The sequence below is a fragment of the Bacillus sp. DE0042 genome, from assembly GCF_007680225.1.
Classification (GTDB): Bacteria; Bacillota; Bacilli; order Bacillales; family Bacillaceae_G; genus Bacillus_A; species Bacillus_A wiedmannii.
In genome coordinates this window covers 244,935-260,676 of sequence record NZ_VEJP01000004.1, presented here as the reverse complement: position 1 = coordinate 260,676, position 15,742 = coordinate 244,935, and the positions used below count along the sequence as shown (strand labels likewise).

The window sequence follows — 15,742 nt, the reverse complement described above, 5'->3', positions numbered from 1 at the left end:
TCCTACAGTAACTTCTCAATCGTAATATGTGTGCTAAAAGAAGAGAGATCCTACTCAAGAAGATTTGGATTTTTAACGTTTTTATTTTAATCAAAACAATTCGAACATAACTAACTAGAAATAAACATTATTGATACAACTACAATTTTCTTCCCGTACCATTTTGCTTTTTATTGAGGAAACTCGGCAGATCAAGAATGGTACTTAATGTTTTCTCCATTTCTTTATAAGTATGCTTCCGCATAGCGAGGAAACGATTAAATGCAAAACGGCTATAAACAATGGTTCTCGCACTTCAGACTTTGTTTTTCCGATTCTTATAAATGCGAAAACTCCAAATTTTATTGATTAATATGGATCGCACCTCTTCTTTATGAATGGTCCCTGTATTGTACAAAATAAGACAGACTAATGCTTGCCGATATTCAACCTCTTCCTAAATTGAGTGCTTCACATCTTTATATTTTTGAGGAGAGAGCCTTCTAACGAAAAAATAAATACGTGTATTTGATATAAAAGATATATAAAGGCCGCCTATTATGTATATGTTAAAGAACAAAAAACGCTTGGAGAACCAAGCGTATTTTAGTGCTAATTATTTTACGCGTCTTCTTCTTCACCATCGTCGTCCTCGTCCTCGTCTTCTTCATCTTCATCATCTTCTTCGTCTTCATCTTCTTCATCTTCGTCTTCATCATCTTCTTCGTCTTCATCTTCGTCTTCGTCCTCGTCTTCTTCATCTTCGTCTTCTTCATCTTCTTCTTCATCTTCGTCTTCTTCTTCATCTTCGTCTTCTTCGTCTTCGTCTTCTTCATCTTCGTCTTCTTCATCTTCGTCTTCGTCTTCATCTTCGTCTTCGTCTTCATCTTCGTCTTCTTCATCTTCGTCTTCATCTTCGTCTTCTTCATCTTCGTCTTCGTCTTCGTCCTCGTCTTCATCTTCGTCTTCATCTTCGTCTTCGTCTTCATCTTCGTCTTCTTCATCTTCGTCTTCTTCATCTTCGTCTTCGTCTTCTTCATCTTCGTCTTCGTCTTCATCTTCGTCTTCGTCTTCATCTTCGTCTTCGTCTTCGTCTTCATCTTCGTCTTCTTCGTCTTCTTCGTCTTCTTCGTCTTCTTCGTCTTCGTCCTCTTCTTCTACTTCTTCGTCTTCTTCGTCTTCGTCCTCTTCTTCGTCTTCGTCGTCTTCTTCGTCTTCTTCGTCTTCTTCGCCCTCTTCTTCTACTTCTTCGTCCTCGTCCTCTTCATCATCTTCGTCTTCTTCGTCTTCCTCGTCTGTAAAGATAACTTCTGTTTCATCAGCATATTGAATTTCAACCTCTACACCATTATGTGTACCAGATTGAATTATTTCAGCTAGAGCTTTTAGAACTTCCTGTAAATCACCATCTGAATTAACACTAAAACCATTCTCAACATCTAATTTTATTTTTGCTCTTTTCACATCAGCCATTTACCTAACTCCTTCAATATATTTTTATATATACTATGTTGAAAGAATATGAAAAGATTAATCTATTTGCGGAAATTTCATTATTCATTTTCCTTAGCACTCTTTACTAAGTTTGCTATCCATGGGCTTTTTAATGGATGATCGGGAGTAATAATTTTGACTTTTACTTTCGGCTTTTCTATTTGAGTTGGAACGACCTCATTTTGTTCCGGGTTTTGTTCTTCTATTTCTATTGAATTTTGAGTCTCTTCATCTTTTACTTCATCAATTAATGTAGTTTTTTGTGGGGATTTTTCATCTAGTTCTATTGTATTTTTCTTTTTCTTCCTCTTCTTTTTCTTCTTCGTCGTCTTTTTCATCTTCTGAATCTCTTCATCTTGTACTTCATTTTTCTCTTCATCTTGTACTTCATTTTTCTCTTCATCTTGTACTTCATTTTTCACTTCATCTTTTACTTCATCTTTTACTTCATCTTTTATTGTAGTTTTGTGTGGAGACTTCTCTTCTAAATCTAGCAATCCGATTTTGGGTAACTCCTCTAATTCTATTTCCTTAATAATCTCTAAATTCTCTAGCACCGAAGATTCATTTAGTACAATATTTTTTTGCTGCTCATACTCTGACATTTCCCATCCCATTGGCCCTGGTGGAGAAAACACAAATTTCTCTAAATCTAAAATAGGGATTACTATCTCTTCTTGTTCTGAATTCATTTTATTTCCCTCCGCTATTGCTCTTGATTTCGTGGTAAATATCAGAAAAGTTTTGTAAAAATTCTTCCTTAGAGTCTTCAAGTGCAATGATATTTTGCAATGCCCAAATATACTTTTCATCAGACCAAGAACGCTTTTGTCCTAAATAGTATTTATGTGCAATTGCACAGAATAAGTGAGGGAACGATAAATCAGTCCAAAGAACACGAAATTGTTTTTCTGATAAGGGATTTTCCGAATTATATGCACTTAACATATGAATCGCTAAATTAGTATCCCAAACTGACATTTTTTTCATTACTTTATTTAAAATGATACGTAGGTCCCTCACGGGTAAATCACTTGTAATAGAATGTAGCTCTTTCATAAACACAGCATCATCTATTTCTGCAAACCTTGCTAAAGTAAAATCTTGCTGACAGAAACTATTGGATGCAATAACTTCTTTTGTCCATTGGTCATAATATGGATCATCTATTTCTTGTAATGCTCTCTTACCACGTGCTAACATTTTATCGACGTACTCTAAAAACATCGTTGAAAATACATCATCTGGAAAGGAGAGTGCAATTCTTTTGTTCCCTTCTAATTCTTGTAATTTCCATCTGTATAATTTATGCCATTTTCCTAATCGACTCCGAATTTTACTTTCTTGCATCGGAATATATCCTTCTGATGCTTGATGAAATTTACCTGCATATATGAGTACCTTTTCTAATTGTTCTTTATTATAATATATAACTTCTTTCCCTTGATGCTTATCATATAGTACATAAGCATACCCATCAGATCCGATACAAAAGCCCCCTCTTTTTGTTTTATGAATGTTTGTAATGGGTAATCCATTTTGAAGGAGATGTAAATGTGCTCCAGCAATAAATAGCATCCTTTTGGGGTGCATATGTGCTTGCTTTAATATTTTTAATCCTTCTTCTGTTTCAACTTCCCACATTGTTCGCCCACTTCTGCTTGATTGTAAAATGATATTACTTACTTCAAATGGATAAAAGCTAAGGACCTTTTTTAAATGTTCACTCTCTAATCCAGTTGTTTCTTCCAACTTTCATCACCCTCCTCTTAAATTTTATAAAACTTCCCCATACACTTTCATTAAATCCATAGCGACTCGGTTCCAATTAAATTCTTTTTCGACCTTCGCACGTCCATATTTCCCTATCTGTTTTCTTTTATTTTCATTATTTAATAGATTAATTATCTTTTCTGCATATGCATCAGGATTCTCAAAGTCATTGACAATATATCCATTTTTTCCTTCTTCAATAACTTCAGGGTTACCGCCTCGATTACTTGTGATAATTGGTAAACCCGCTGCCATCGCTTCGTAATGCACCCTAGCAAGAGGCTCTTGCCACTGTGAAGAGCAAACAAAAATATCTGACATAGCATAAAGTGTTGAAATATCCTTTGGCTTAACAAATTTAATAAAGACTACATGTTCTGGAAACATTGCACCTAAGGTATATAAATGTTTTACATAATTATTTACATTGTTATCTCCAAACCACTTTGAACCAATAAAAACCATTACGATGTCTGGATTCTTCTCAATTATTTTAGGAAGAGCTTGTAGCAAAATATGAGGACCTTTTACTTTGCTCAAGCGTCCAACAAACAAAACTATTTTTTTATTTTGTAAATTCAACTGTTTTTGCACATGATTTTTAACTTTTGTACCATTCGCGGTCCACGAAGGATAATATTCATTTACATCTACACCAGAATATACTGTTCTTGTCTTCGCTTTTGCAGTTTGAAAGCGCGAGGTAATTGTTTTTCCTATATAATCACTAACTGTTACAATTTTGGAAACAGCGGCAATACATGCTTCGCCCTCTTTATCACTTATCTTTTCGTATGCAAACATTTCATTATGCACACTTAACACGAATTTCGTCTGTGGTGCCGCCTCACGTAAAATTGTAATCCAATTGGGACGATTACATAAATGAACCACATCATATTTTTCCTGTTTCAAATGTTTAATAACATCAGGCAGATACTCCTCTTCTGGAAAACGTATATACCTTACACCTTTGTTTTTTTCTTCTGATTTTAAATTAGGATCTGTTATAGAAATAACTGTCACATTTTTTCCATTTGAAGCAATAATGGAAGCAACAGAATCTATATAAATTTGAATAGCTCCACCCCGTACAGCTGGTACAGGTAGCTTTTCAGTGGATATTATCGCAATTTTCATTAAATCGCCTCCCTGTTTCATAAAATACAACTTTCTTCATATGTTACGAAAGAACCCTTATATTTGTGAGTTATCAAGCATTATTTCATCTTTTATAATTAAATTTGGTAAATAGTACTTTTTCTTCTTAAAGGCAAATGGCTAGAGCAAAAATGGTCATGTACCATACAGTAATAAGAGAGTATAAAAGGATGGTGGTATATGTGGAGAATCATAATGAAGAAGCGGTGTATACATTATCGCCCGAAGAGGAGCAAAAATTAGTAGCATTGGCAGAGACAATGATTCAACATTGGGACATTCAAGCAACTACAGTCGAATTAATACAAGGTGGACAACTAGCCTTAGTATGGAAAATTCATACTGCAGATGGACCATTTTGCTTAAAGAGAATTCATCGCCCTGAAAAAAAGGCTTTATTTTCTATTCACGCTCAAGATTATCTTGCCAAAAAAGGCATGCGTGTTCCGAGCATAATTCCAAGCAAAGTGAATCAGTTATATACAAAACACGGTCCATTTTTATTTGTTGTTTATGAATGGATTGAGGGAAGACCATTTGAGCTTACAATGCAAGAAGACCTTGAAATGATTATGAAAGGGTTAGCGGATTTTCATGTAGCTTCTATTGGCTACAAACCGCCACCAGGCATACCTATCTTTACAAAACTGGGACGTTGGCCCAATCATTACATTAAAAGATTTCAACAGATGGAGATTTGGAAAACTTTATCCGCAACTATGCCGGATGACCCATTTTCACAATTGTATTTGGCTGAAATTGATGCTTTCATTTCAGAAGCAAAACATACTCACCAAAGACTATTGGAATCTGAATATACAAAATGGACTGACGAATTAAAAGAATTCCCTAATTTATGTCATCAAGATTATGGAACAGGAAATTCCTTATTAGATCCAAGTAATCAAATTTGGGTAATTGATTTAGATACAGTTTCTTACGATCTTCCTATTCGGGACTTGCGTAAAATGATTATTCCTCTCCTAGATACAACTGGTGTTTGGAATGCAGATCAATTTCAAATTATGATTAACGCATATGAGTCAGTTTCCCCTTTAACAGCTGAGCAGAAGAAAATTATGTTTATAGATATGTTATTTCCTTACGAATTGTATGATGTGATTCGTGAAAAATACGTCAGAAAATCACCATTACTTGCTGAAGAACTTGCTGGAGCTATGGAATATGAAAGGATAAAGTCAAAAGCTTTAAATATGTTAATAGAGGAATTTTAATACGCAATACAAACCGTTTTGATGCAAAGGTTACTGTTATCTTTTTCCGACAGAAGGACGCTTCCTCAAAAATGTGAAGGCGTGAAACACCAATTTTAGGTGGAAGATAAATGTCGGTAGGCATAAGTCTACGTTTTTTCGTTTTTACTAGAAGCAAGAATAAGAAGCCTTAATTGCGGGAACCATTGTTTGAAGTTATTTTGTATTTAATCGTTTTCTTGCTATATGGAATCATATTTATAAAAAAGCGGGGAAAAGGTTAAGGTATCATTTTTTCACTGACGAGCTTACTCAATAAAAAAAGAAAATGGTACAGGAAGCAAGATGTAGTTATATCAAAAACGTTTATTTTTAGTCAGCTATGTTCGAATTGCATTTACCAAAATAAGACGTTAAAAATCTTAATCTTCGCGAGTGTAATTGCCCTTCTTGTAGTACACATAACGATAGATATGTGTACGCAGGACTAAATCTTAGAAACGAAGCTATCCCTCTCTTAACTACAGGGATAGCTTAATTGATTAGAACCATTAGGCGGTTAAGTAAAGATTGTTTCAGCAAGGTTCTGTAACGAGGATCATTTAATAGAGGCATTGAACTTACACGAACTGTTCAATTCAAAATTATAATACACTTCCAAACAAAATATGTACAAGCTGACTTTATTTAACGAATTACCCGAAAGAATTCTCCTTCCTCAAGAGTGTGAAGGGCGTAGCCCAACGGTAGGTGGGAGATGAATTTCGGTTTGGCATAGCCAAACACTTTTGATAAACTAGCTAGATGAAGCTCTTTGATAACTTGATATATGAGGTTGCAGGAAGAAAATAGAGTGCGAAAACCAAGCCATTCGGTTCCTGCGTAAAATATCAACCGTACCAAAAGAACGTCCAAGCGTTGGACATCTTAGGGGGGAACACCCCGAAGTAACGCTCAGGGAGACGAAAGGTTACTTTCGTCGTGGAACTGAGAAGCTCCCACTTCAAGCTTTACTAAGTGGCGAGTAGTTCACTGCATGCCCCTCTAAAAGGAGTTTATAGAATAGCCCCTTCAATATAGTATTTTTAACAATTCTTGGTATGCAAATGAAAAGAGCATCCACAATTGTTAGATGCTCCTATATAAAGTGGTCTCTCACCACATTCTAGTATATGCTTGTCCTTCTCAAAAGGTGTAAACAAAAAACACCTTATTTAAGCGCCTTCTCAATATATATGGGATAACTCTAAAGTATAGATTAACATTTCTCGATGTTACGGCAATTCTATATTTGAAATCACCTAATATGCATGGATTTAACACTCCCAGCGCTAAAGGAGCAAGGAGTGCCAATCTAAAATATATTGGAATTAACAAGGAAAAAAGATAATATTCTTGATACATTTTCGATTTGATTTTTCCATATAATATAAAGCAACTTTAAAAATTACATGTTACTCTATTATTTTTTGCATTTTAATGAGAAATCCATTCTACATCACCAATTGCTTGAATAGATTCAAGTCTAACATTAATCTTGTTCGGAAAACCTATAATATTACCGGTTGAATTACTTGTTATTTCTACATTTGGTCCAATAACAGTAACAAAATTTTGCCTCACATTCATTATAATGCCTTTAATATGAATTCCTTCTAAAAACAATACAGTACGTAAATGAAGCAACTGATAGGCATATAAAAGTTCTCTAATCTCTTTTGTTACTTCTGCAAAATTATTGCTAGAACTATTCATTACTGAATGATAAGAAGAAGATCTCTTTAATTCTAAAGCGGTGTTAGGGGACATTTTTGATTTTAATAAAACATCAGAAGATTTTTCTGATTCTAATGAAGTATCAAAACACCTTCTTGATTTAAATGGAGCGATAAGAGGAATCGGATTTATATCAAACAATCTAAATTTACGTTTACCATTATCAGAATTAAAACAAAACTGACACACCTATACCCCTCCTATAATAAGTATGTATTATATAGTAAACACATTATACAAAAATGTACTGGGTATTTATCATACCCAGTACATTTTTAATTTATTATGCTCCTCGATCATCACTTACCGCTAAAATGCTACTAATTGCAACACTAATTTGGTTTGGATTTTCAAGAGCCCCACCACTTGCATTACTTTCTACTTCAACGCCTTCCCCATTACCACGACGAAGAGTAACAAAATTTTCTCCAATCTGTGTAATAAGGCCTTCTACGTGAAATGATGGTAAAAATAATACAACTCTTGCCCCTACCAATTGAAATGCTTGCAACAGCGTTAGAATTTCATTATTATCCATTCTCTATCACCTTCCTTTACTTCTAATTTTGACACCTAACAATGCAATGCAATTCTATTAAATTAACTTATTATTAGTTGTCAAAATAAAATATGTTTAAACGTAATAATTGAAATAGACAAGTTGGCAAAAACTTTTTATTAATACTTTATTATGATATATTGTTTTAAAACAATTCATAAAAAAGCTCCTTATTAAACACATTTTATATTTACATAAAAAATCCACACTTAACTAGACTCATATACTCACACCTTCCTTTCTAGACGAGCATAAGATGTACTGACGAACGAAAGGGGGTAATTTTATGGGTTTTGGTTTTGGTGGAGGTTGTGATTTCAATAGATGTGATGATCGGAGAGATCATCATAGAGATCAGCACAGAAAAGACGAAAACAATAGACAGATGAATAATAATCCAGAGTTATTACAATTCTTAAGAACATTAACTCCTGGTACTTGTATTGTTATTCAATATGATTGCCAACCACCTACAAGTGCAACATTCCAAGGTTTTCAAGGAAACAACGTAATTATTTTATCTGACTTCGATTGTTTCCCAGGATTGGCACGTATTGCAATTAATAAAATTAACGTAATCTCTATAAATTCACCTGATTGTAATCGTTTCTGTTGCAAACGTAAGCATTGTAGAGAACGTGATGAGCATGATCATGATCATCACGATGACTTTTAAAAATGAATGAATAGAAATACCTTTCCTTTAATTTTATAAGCCAATTTGCAGAAAAAACACCTATTAAAAAATAGGTGTTTTTTCTTTCCTAACTTTACTGAACTGAACGTAAATAACAAACAATTCCATATATCGGACATATACTATTGTAAGGTCGGCATCCAAATGACCCAAATAAATACCCACGCCAAGAAATAAAACTACAAAGTATTTCTTGGCACCTTTTACATAAAACAAAAAATTATTAAAAATGTACAAACCTAATTAAAAATTTACACATATAATGTACCCTACCTCTCTGATTATCTCCTTAAAGGAATTTAAATACTTAATTTAACCTACATAACATAATAATCCCTAAAAAAATAAGATAAGAGCCCTTCCTCTTATCTTATCTTTTCCCTATATTTAATTAAGGCGCTATTAACCTATGCGTCGAACACTAATAACATCTAGGCTTGTCACATTAATGTTTGCAGCAGCATCCACCCAAATAAGAAATCCATCCTCTATACGAATAAAGACTCCGTTTCCATTGATCTGATCTCCGCCTGAAAAAACGTTAATTCTGTCGCCTTCTCGTAAACCATCTAATCTTCTTCGTCCTTCAAAATTCCCCATTTCTCTCACCTCCTCATGGTCTCTTTTTTCGATTTCTATTACGTTCAACACATTTACATTATTTAAAATGCTATTAACCTACGCGTCGAACACTAATAACATCTAGGCTTGTCACATTAATGTTCGCAGCAGCATCCACCCAAATAAGAAATCCATCTTCTATACGAATAAAGACTCCTGTTCCATCGATCTGATCTCCGCCTGAAAAAACGTTAATTCTGTCGCCTTCTCGTAAACCGTTTAATCTTCTTCGTCCTTCAAAATTCCCCAATTCTCTTACTTCCTCACGTTCTCTTCTTCTTCTTCTTCGGTTTCTATTACATTCATCACATTCACATCTACGTTCAAAAGACATTTAATATACCCCCTTTTTCCTAAAAATTTTTATCTGCATTATATATTATGAAAGAAATAAATTAATTGATTAGACTTTCTTCCTCTATCAAACATCCAATTAACTAATTTATCAAAAAAAAATCACTAATTTTAACAATTGTACAAGCCATTTTGTATTACTTACATACATTAACAGTGAGATGATAATCATCTTACTATAATCCAAATCCCAAATTACCTGTTCGTTAACTATCTTTAAAAAATAGAAAAAAGGACAGTTTTAAACTGTCCTTTTTTCTTATTTACAAAGATATATATTTTGGAAATTAAACACCCCTTACTAATAAATACATATATTATATAGTGCTCCAACACACTGCTAAATAAAACTCCACTAACAAAGAAAGAACTTATTTTCTATCTGTCAAGAATTTAGGTTCTTTTTTTACTATTTTAAATTATTTTATATTAATAATAGGATTCACATTCCCTTCCATATAATAAATTCTATGCTCTTTATTCAGCATTTCCTTTACCATGAGAGTTCCTCTCACCCTCATAGAAATTTTGCAGTATGAAAGCTAGGATTCATCAACTCCAACTGTGGTATCACCACAATTCTTTTTAATTATTTACTGGTTCGTTGCACGAAACCAACATCTCTAGCAGAATCTCCTAAGATATTTGAAGAGAAGAAAATTTGAACTTCTTGAACCAATAGTTGTAATTCATTATATACAGAAATAGACATACAAAAACGCCATCCTTTCCTATGATTCTACAGAAAGTATAGCGCTTTTTGGTTATATGGCTATAAAAACATTATGAATTGATGGATTATGTGGTGACGCCCTGTAGTAACCCTAATAAGCATAAATCATGCTTATTGATATAGATTTTTAACTCTGTGTTATTAAAACGGTTGTCCCATTGTTTTCGGAAATAATATTCTAACTATTTCACCATATTTTGTAGAAAGTAAATAAAAAAAGAGAGCTTTCGCTTATGCGAAGGTCATTTATCTAGTATTGAGCATTTAATAATTATGATAAGTACAAGCTTCGTAAGGAGGTGTGTACATGAATGAAAAAGATGAGTTTTTGATTGGAACAGCATTTGATCCGAATTTACTGGGTCCTACATTACCGCCTATCTCGCCATTCACTTTACCCATGGGACCTACTGGGCCAACAGGACCCACTGGACTAACTGGGGCAACGGGACCTACTGGGCTAACAGGACCCACTGGACTAATAGGAGCAACAGGACCTACTGGACCTACTGGAGTGACACCAGTATTCGGAATGTTGAATACTGATCCAGTTACAGATATTCCAGCAGTAGCTAATACAAATATAAATTTTACAGTGACAGGACCTTTTAGTGGGGTTATATTAAGTACCCCTGATAATTCAATAACGGTTGGTAGTGCTGGTGTATATGCTGTAACGTTTTCGACAGGGGTTAGTGTATTTGGAGAAGATTCAGGAACTCTTATTATGAATTTTACAATAAACGATACCGTTAATTTTCTTTCTCAAATACGAATCGATTTGGACCAAGGCAATAGAATTATGGTATCAAAAACAGTTTTACTTTCATTAAACCAAGGGGATGTTCTTCGAGTATTAATTAGACTTTCTGCTGGACCTGTTTTTACTGGGGATGCATCATTTGTTGTTGAAAAGGTTGGCTAACATAAAAAATTTTCCCTCTTTATTTTGGAAATATTTCTTTTGTGATGAAATCAAGTCGTGGTCTCTCTTTGTTTTCATGCAGCATTTTCGCATATAAAGAAACTTGCTTAGCAAAACGACCTTGCTGACGTCCATCAATCTAATACTTTGAAGTCCCAAAAAACGTAAAGTTCATATCATCACATTTATCTATAAGAGTTCAGCTTACTTTTTTCATTTTTGGGAGCAATCAATTTCTTAACTTAATAGCGATGGGGTGCCACCCCTATTATTAAAAAATCCTATCGATATATGACATAAGCTCATTTTGGAAAATTCCTTGCCAAAAAGAAGCATATATGATGAAGAGGACATATTTTAAATTATATTCCATTGGAAAGGTGCGGAAACGTAAATGAGTTTACATTACAAGAAAAATTGCATTATAACAAGTACGCCTTATTTCCCACATATTAATTTATCAGGCCTTCCTGAAGTAACTAGAATATCTTTATGCTTTTCTAAAACTCCAAAAACGAAAAAAACACCAAAATTCCTCAAATCAAGAACATTGTGCTTTAGGCAACTTATAGAGCATAAAATCCAGTTAACTCCTCCTGCAAAAAAAGGAACCATCAAAGTTGATAAACAACTATTTACTACGATTGAAAGGGTGAGTTCAGAAGTAGTCACTATTTCAGGATTTATCCGTAAGACTATTACTTATACAGCTTTAGCTTATAACAAGGTAATCCCAAACTATAGGATCCAAGGTGACGTTCCCTTTCAAGGTCTTATAGAATCAAAAGACATTAAAGAGGAGCATCAATTTAGCATCATCGAAGAAAAAATACTCAGCAATGTTTATACACGTGAAGCTAACTTTGAAAATCCAAAGAAATCTCAAGTATACAAATCACCCTTTGCTTTCGATTTTATAGAGAAAGATGCTGTAAAAGTTTCTATAAAAATGAGTACTTAGTAATTCATATTCTCTTATCTTAAATATGAAATTGGCTCATTACAAAGTCTAACTTTGCAATTACTGTTCTTTCTACCATAACTTGTTATCTACTGAAAAAGCATTTTCAAATAAATTCAATACCTTATGTAGAATTTAAAATAATTATTTTATCGTTTTCCGACAGAAGACTCCTTTCTCAAAAATGTGAAGGTGTGAAACACCAATTTTAGGTGGGAGATGAATGCCGGTTGGCATAGGCTAACATGTTTGCTATCATTTACTTGTACAGATTGTTCTTCGAAAACTGAAGATATGAGGTTGGTTGCAGAAAAACGTTGCAACCGTAAAATCTTCAACGTTCTATCGCACCACGATTGCCGAAGTTGCGAAAACCAAGCTAAAGTAGGTAGTGTGGTGAGTCAACGTACAAAATACTTATGTTCTCACCGTAGGGACTACGGGTAGAGCCTGTTAAGATAACCGATGGATACATCGGTGTTCGCAGGAATCTCCCACTTCAAACAGTCCGTAAGGGCGTTCAGTGGTGAGTAGTTCAATTGAAAGAATAAGTAAAAAAGATGAATTTGACTCTGATAGTACAACGCCTATTTATCTTGCTAGAAAGTTAAATAGAACTAGGGGAAAAGTTTCAGAGTTAATGAACGGTTTAATACAAAAGGGATTATTAATAGTTGCAGAAACTAGAACAAATACCAAAGATGGTCGTATTGGTATAACTCATACATGGCTTGTAAACCCAAATATTATCTGCTGTTCTCCAGAAGAGCAAGTAAGTAGATACAGCAACTCAAGGAATCTATAAGAACCACTTAATAGTTTTGTAGCTGAAGATGCTAAAAAACATATTTCACCAATTTAAGGGATAATATTTGTAGACCTACACAACAAATCTTTACAAAAGCATTACTTGATATTCAACTTGAAGGAAGTAAGAAAAGGTATACATTACCTGTATATTTATTTAAAAAAAGTGCAACGTCTATTGCACTTTTTTTAAAACTAAAAATCATGAACTTTTTTACCAATGTTTGCGATGACAGCAAATAAAACATTTACAAAAATGTTTATGATGTTTATGTTCACAACCATGATTATGATGCTTGTGCTCACAACAATGGTTATGATGTTTATGCTCACAGCGATGAGGATGATGCCCACCGTGATGATTCCCTTGATTATGATGCTCACAACGATGAGGATGATGCTTATGTTCACAACAATGGTTATGACGTCTATGCTTACAGCAATCATTATTCCAATTCATTTTTTACCTCCTATCAAACAAGAGTTATATTATTCTATGTTGTAATAGGAAACATGCTTGTTTACTAACCTATATTAAATTCACAAAAAACTTCTATGATTATTTATTTTTATAGAGTTAACATAACGTAATATTATTGATAATATAAAAGGAGTTTTTTTATTCTTTTTTTGGGAATACAATTATAAAACAGGCTTTTCTACTTGATTAATGTGTCTATACTCTAAAAATACATATTATAAGTTTTAATTATTGTATTTTAAAAAGAGAGTGCAATATTAATATATTATAACAACCGATATTCCACGTTCATATATCCACATATCTATAATCTGAATTTTTATCTTTATTAGGTTCTTGGGTAAGTTTGAAATTTAAAGTATATATGAAATTCATTTTAAATTATCATCACGCAGCTTATCGGTTGCAACAAAAACACTATATAGAAAATAAAGAACTACTTAGAACAGAGGGAAGACAAAAAACAGCTCAAACTTATTGGGATTTGAGGCATCTAAGAACCTAACGAGTGGATCAAGTACTTTGCATAAAAATCCCCTTTTTTCCGAAAAATCTAGGTATCCTTTTAAATATGGCAGTAATTATTCTAGAAGTTTTAATCATAAAGACATAGCAGCTTTAGAACAAAAGAGGTCATTTGGGAGTCGCTTGTTTGATAAATAAATTAGAGCCTAATGGTAAAGAGAAATTTGCTTTTTATTTGAAAAAAGATAAGAAGTGAGTTTTCCGTCTATTATTAATGATAATATTTAATTTTTAACACTATAAGTGTTATTCAAGCATATATTATAGTATTGGAATTTGTTTCACTCACTTATTTCAATTTTATAGTTTCCTTTTAAGAACACCAACGGGCATTGGTGTTCTTTTTAAGTAGGTTGATTTTGAAAAATAAGAAGTTTTCTTAGTTACAAATTTATAAAACAAAAAAGCACTCAAAATGAGTGCTTTTTTGTTTTATAATGTTATTTGTACTTGTTGTACTTGTAACACTTTTAAAGTAAGATCTAGTACGATTTTTTCGCGAAGTGTATCAAATGATTCGTTTAGTTCTGTTGGACAAGGTGAAAAGTCTAATTCAAAGAATTGAGCGCTTACTAATTCAACATATGGTTGTTCGTTATAAAAAACTGAATTCTGGAAGAAATATTTATCTAAACGTGGTAAATCACCGTTTTTAGGATTAATAAAATGAGAAGTAGTGTCTGAAGAAGATGCTATTAAAGCCAGTGATAAAAAATCAGTTTCTGTTAAATCTGCAAAGCCGGAAAATGGAACATTTGCAATACGGTCATATAGAACTCCATTACACTCTTCATTTGCATATTCAATATTTTTACGAATATACCCTTGTACAAATAATTTTCCTCTTGTAACTCGGCTGTAAGGTGTTCCTGGTACCGGTTCAAATGCTACAGGGACTAATTTGCCTTGTGTTAAAAATACATTTTTCAACACACGTTTAATCTCAGTTGCTGGAGGATCTAATGGAACATCGGATTCTACAACAATTTGAATTGTGCTTTCTGCTAATACAATTGGTACTTTTACAACAGGTGTTCCTGGAGTAGTAATTGGTGTCACAGGAGTATCGCTTAACGGTGTTTGAGTTTGCCCTGTTACTTGACATGGTACATTAATTGGACATTGTTCGCTCATATTTTCTAATCTCCTTTTCAAATCGTTTTAAATTTTTAAAACCGTTCAATTGCAATATATTCGTTTTTTTTATTGATGTATAAGCTTGTATAATAGGTTTTTAAATTTTTTTTTATTTTTTGCGAATATTTTATTTGCTATCTCATTGAAAATTTTCACGAGTTGATAATTTATCGGTCATTCCTATATAAGCGTCGGATATTTCACATTGAATTATTAGAGAAAATCCCTTGAAAAATCAGAGTATATTTTTCGGAAAAATGAAAACACTGTAAGGATTTTCACCGATATAGGTGAGTTAACATTTAGAGTTTTAATTCAAGCTAGAAAAGAAGTTGGAGTAAACCTCGATATGGTGGCTGCCGTAGCAGTGATACAAAGACAGAAGCAAGAATCACCGATACAAAGCGTTCACTCTTTGATAAATAGGGAATCAGAGGACGATTTAATTCCGCACAGAATGCAATATGAGATTCAAAAATTAACGCATTCATTGCAAAAGCAAATAGAACAAATTGAAGATATGCAAAAAAAACGATTGAATATAT

Annotated in this window: 14 protein-coding genes and 3 pseudogenes; 7 read left to right on the top strand and 10 right to left on the bottom strand. The window is 33.2% G+C overall.

Annotated features, from left to right (window positions below; genetic code table 11):
- Positions 1-139 precede the first annotated feature (139 nt).
- The 5 genes from FS802_RS31955 to FS802_RS17700 form a co-directional block, all read right to left on the bottom strand.
- Complete coding sequence (locus tag FS802_RS31955; RefSeq protein WP_141546001.1) at positions 140-283, bottom strand: helix-turn-helix domain-containing protein; 144 nt, start codon at positions 281-283, stop codon at positions 140-142.
- 317 nt (positions 284-600) lie between these two features.
- A complete protein-coding gene (locus FS802_RS17715; RefSeq protein ID WP_144525287.1) occupies positions 601-1,452 on the bottom strand; it encodes an AAA family ATPase in 852 nt (283 codons plus the stop codon).
- 80 nt (positions 1,453-1,532) lie between these two features.
- The gene (locus FS802_RS17710; protein ID WP_144525285.1) at positions 1,533-2,165 is read right to left on the bottom strand and encodes a hypothetical protein; all 633 of its coding nucleotides are present in this window, start codon (positions 2,163-2,165) and stop codon (positions 1,533-1,535) included.
- Between the two features lies 1 nt (position 2,166).
- The gene (gene cotS / locus FS802_RS17705; RefSeq protein ID WP_098708025.1) at positions 2,167-3,225 is read right to left on the bottom strand and encodes a spore coat putative kinase CotS; all 1,059 of its coding nucleotides are present in this window, start codon (positions 3,223-3,225) and stop codon (positions 2,167-2,169) included.
- A gap of 24 nt (positions 3,226-3,249) precedes the next feature.
- Positions 3,250-4,386, bottom strand: a complete 1,137-nt coding sequence (locus FS802_RS17700) for a glycosyltransferase family 4 protein (RefSeq protein WP_000684274.1) — start codon at positions 4,384-4,386, stop codon at positions 3,250-3,252.
- A 152-nt stretch (positions 4,387-4,538) separates the two neighbouring features.
- On the opposite strand from FS802_RS17700, the gene FS802_RS17695 reads away from it, so the two are divergent.
- Both FS802_RS17695 and FS802_RS31645 read left to right on the top strand, forming a co-directional pair.
- Positions 4,539-5,642, top strand: a complete 1,104-nt coding sequence (locus tag FS802_RS17695; RefSeq protein ID WP_098708026.1) for a spore coat kinase CotI — start codon at positions 4,539-4,541, stop codon at positions 5,640-5,642.
- Positions 5,643-5,926: 284 nt separating this feature from the next.
- Positions 5,927-6,159 (top strand): annotated as a pseudogene (locus FS802_RS31645) (zinc ribbon domain-containing protein); the annotation flags it as partial.
- 938 nt (positions 6,160-7,097) lie between these two features.
- Here the strand turns inward: FS802_RS31645 and FS802_RS17680 are convergent.
- Positions 7,098-7,586 carry a hypothetical protein gene (locus FS802_RS17680; RefSeq protein ID WP_098165031.1) on the bottom strand — a complete coding sequence of 163 codons (489 nt, stop codon included), beginning with the start codon at positions 7,584-7,586 and terminating at the stop codon, positions 7,098-7,100.
- A gap of 94 nt (positions 7,587-7,680) precedes the next feature.
- Positions 7,681-7,935 carry a hypothetical protein gene (locus FS802_RS17675; RefSeq protein WP_000369713.1) on the bottom strand — a complete coding sequence of 85 codons (255 nt, stop codon included), beginning with the start codon at positions 7,933-7,935 and terminating at the stop codon, positions 7,681-7,683.
- Positions 7,936-8,242: 307 nt separating this feature from the next.
- On the opposite strand from FS802_RS17675, the gene FS802_RS17670 reads away from it, so the two are divergent.
- Positions 8,243-8,632 (top strand): hypothetical protein, encoded by a 390-nt coding sequence (locus FS802_RS17670; protein WP_098708027.1) that lies wholly within the window; start codon positions 8,243-8,245, stop codon positions 8,630-8,632.
- A 423-nt stretch (positions 8,633-9,055) separates the two neighbouring features.
- On the opposite strand, the pseudogene FS802_RS17665 reads toward FS802_RS17670, so the two are convergent.
- Positions 9,056-9,311, bottom strand: a pseudogene (locus FS802_RS17665) (hypothetical protein); the annotation flags it as partial.
- A gap of 15 nt (positions 9,312-9,326) precedes the next feature.
- Complete coding sequence (locus tag FS802_RS17660) at positions 9,327-9,608, bottom strand: hypothetical protein (RefSeq protein ID WP_098163502.1); 282 nt, start codon at positions 9,606-9,608, stop codon at positions 9,327-9,329.
- A 1,060-nt stretch (positions 9,609-10,668) separates the two neighbouring features.
- Here FS802_RS17660 and FS802_RS17655 point away from each other — a divergent pair.
- The 4 genes and pseudogenes from FS802_RS17655 (at position 10,669) to FS802_RS17635 (ending at position 13,582) form a co-directional block, all read left to right on the top strand.
- Positions 10,669-11,286: an exosporium leader peptide-containing protein gene (locus FS802_RS17655; RefSeq protein WP_144525284.1), complete on the top strand. Its 618-nt coding sequence runs from the start codon at positions 10,669-10,671 to the stop codon at positions 11,284-11,286.
- Between the two features lie 394 nt (positions 11,287-11,680).
- Positions 11,681-12,247, top strand: coding sequence for a hypothetical protein (locus tag FS802_RS17650; RefSeq protein WP_098708029.1), 567 nt, complete (start codon positions 11,681-11,683; stop codon positions 12,245-12,247).
- A gap of 526 nt (positions 12,248-12,773) precedes the next feature.
- A complete protein-coding gene (locus FS802_RS31180) occupies positions 12,774-13,052 on the top strand; it encodes a MarR family transcriptional regulator (protein WP_098708032.1) in 279 nt (92 codons plus the stop codon).
- A 222-nt stretch (positions 13,053-13,274) separates the two neighbouring features.
- A pseudogene (locus tag FS802_RS17635) lies at positions 13,275-13,582 on the top strand (hypothetical protein).
- Positions 13,583-14,492: 910 nt separating this feature from the next.
- Here FS802_RS17635 and FS802_RS17630 read toward each other — a convergent pair.
- Positions 14,493-15,194 (bottom strand): CsxC family protein, encoded by a 702-nt coding sequence (locus FS802_RS17630; RefSeq protein ID WP_144525282.1) that lies wholly within the window; start codon positions 15,192-15,194, stop codon positions 14,493-14,495.
- Positions 15,195-15,742 lie beyond the last annotated feature (548 nt).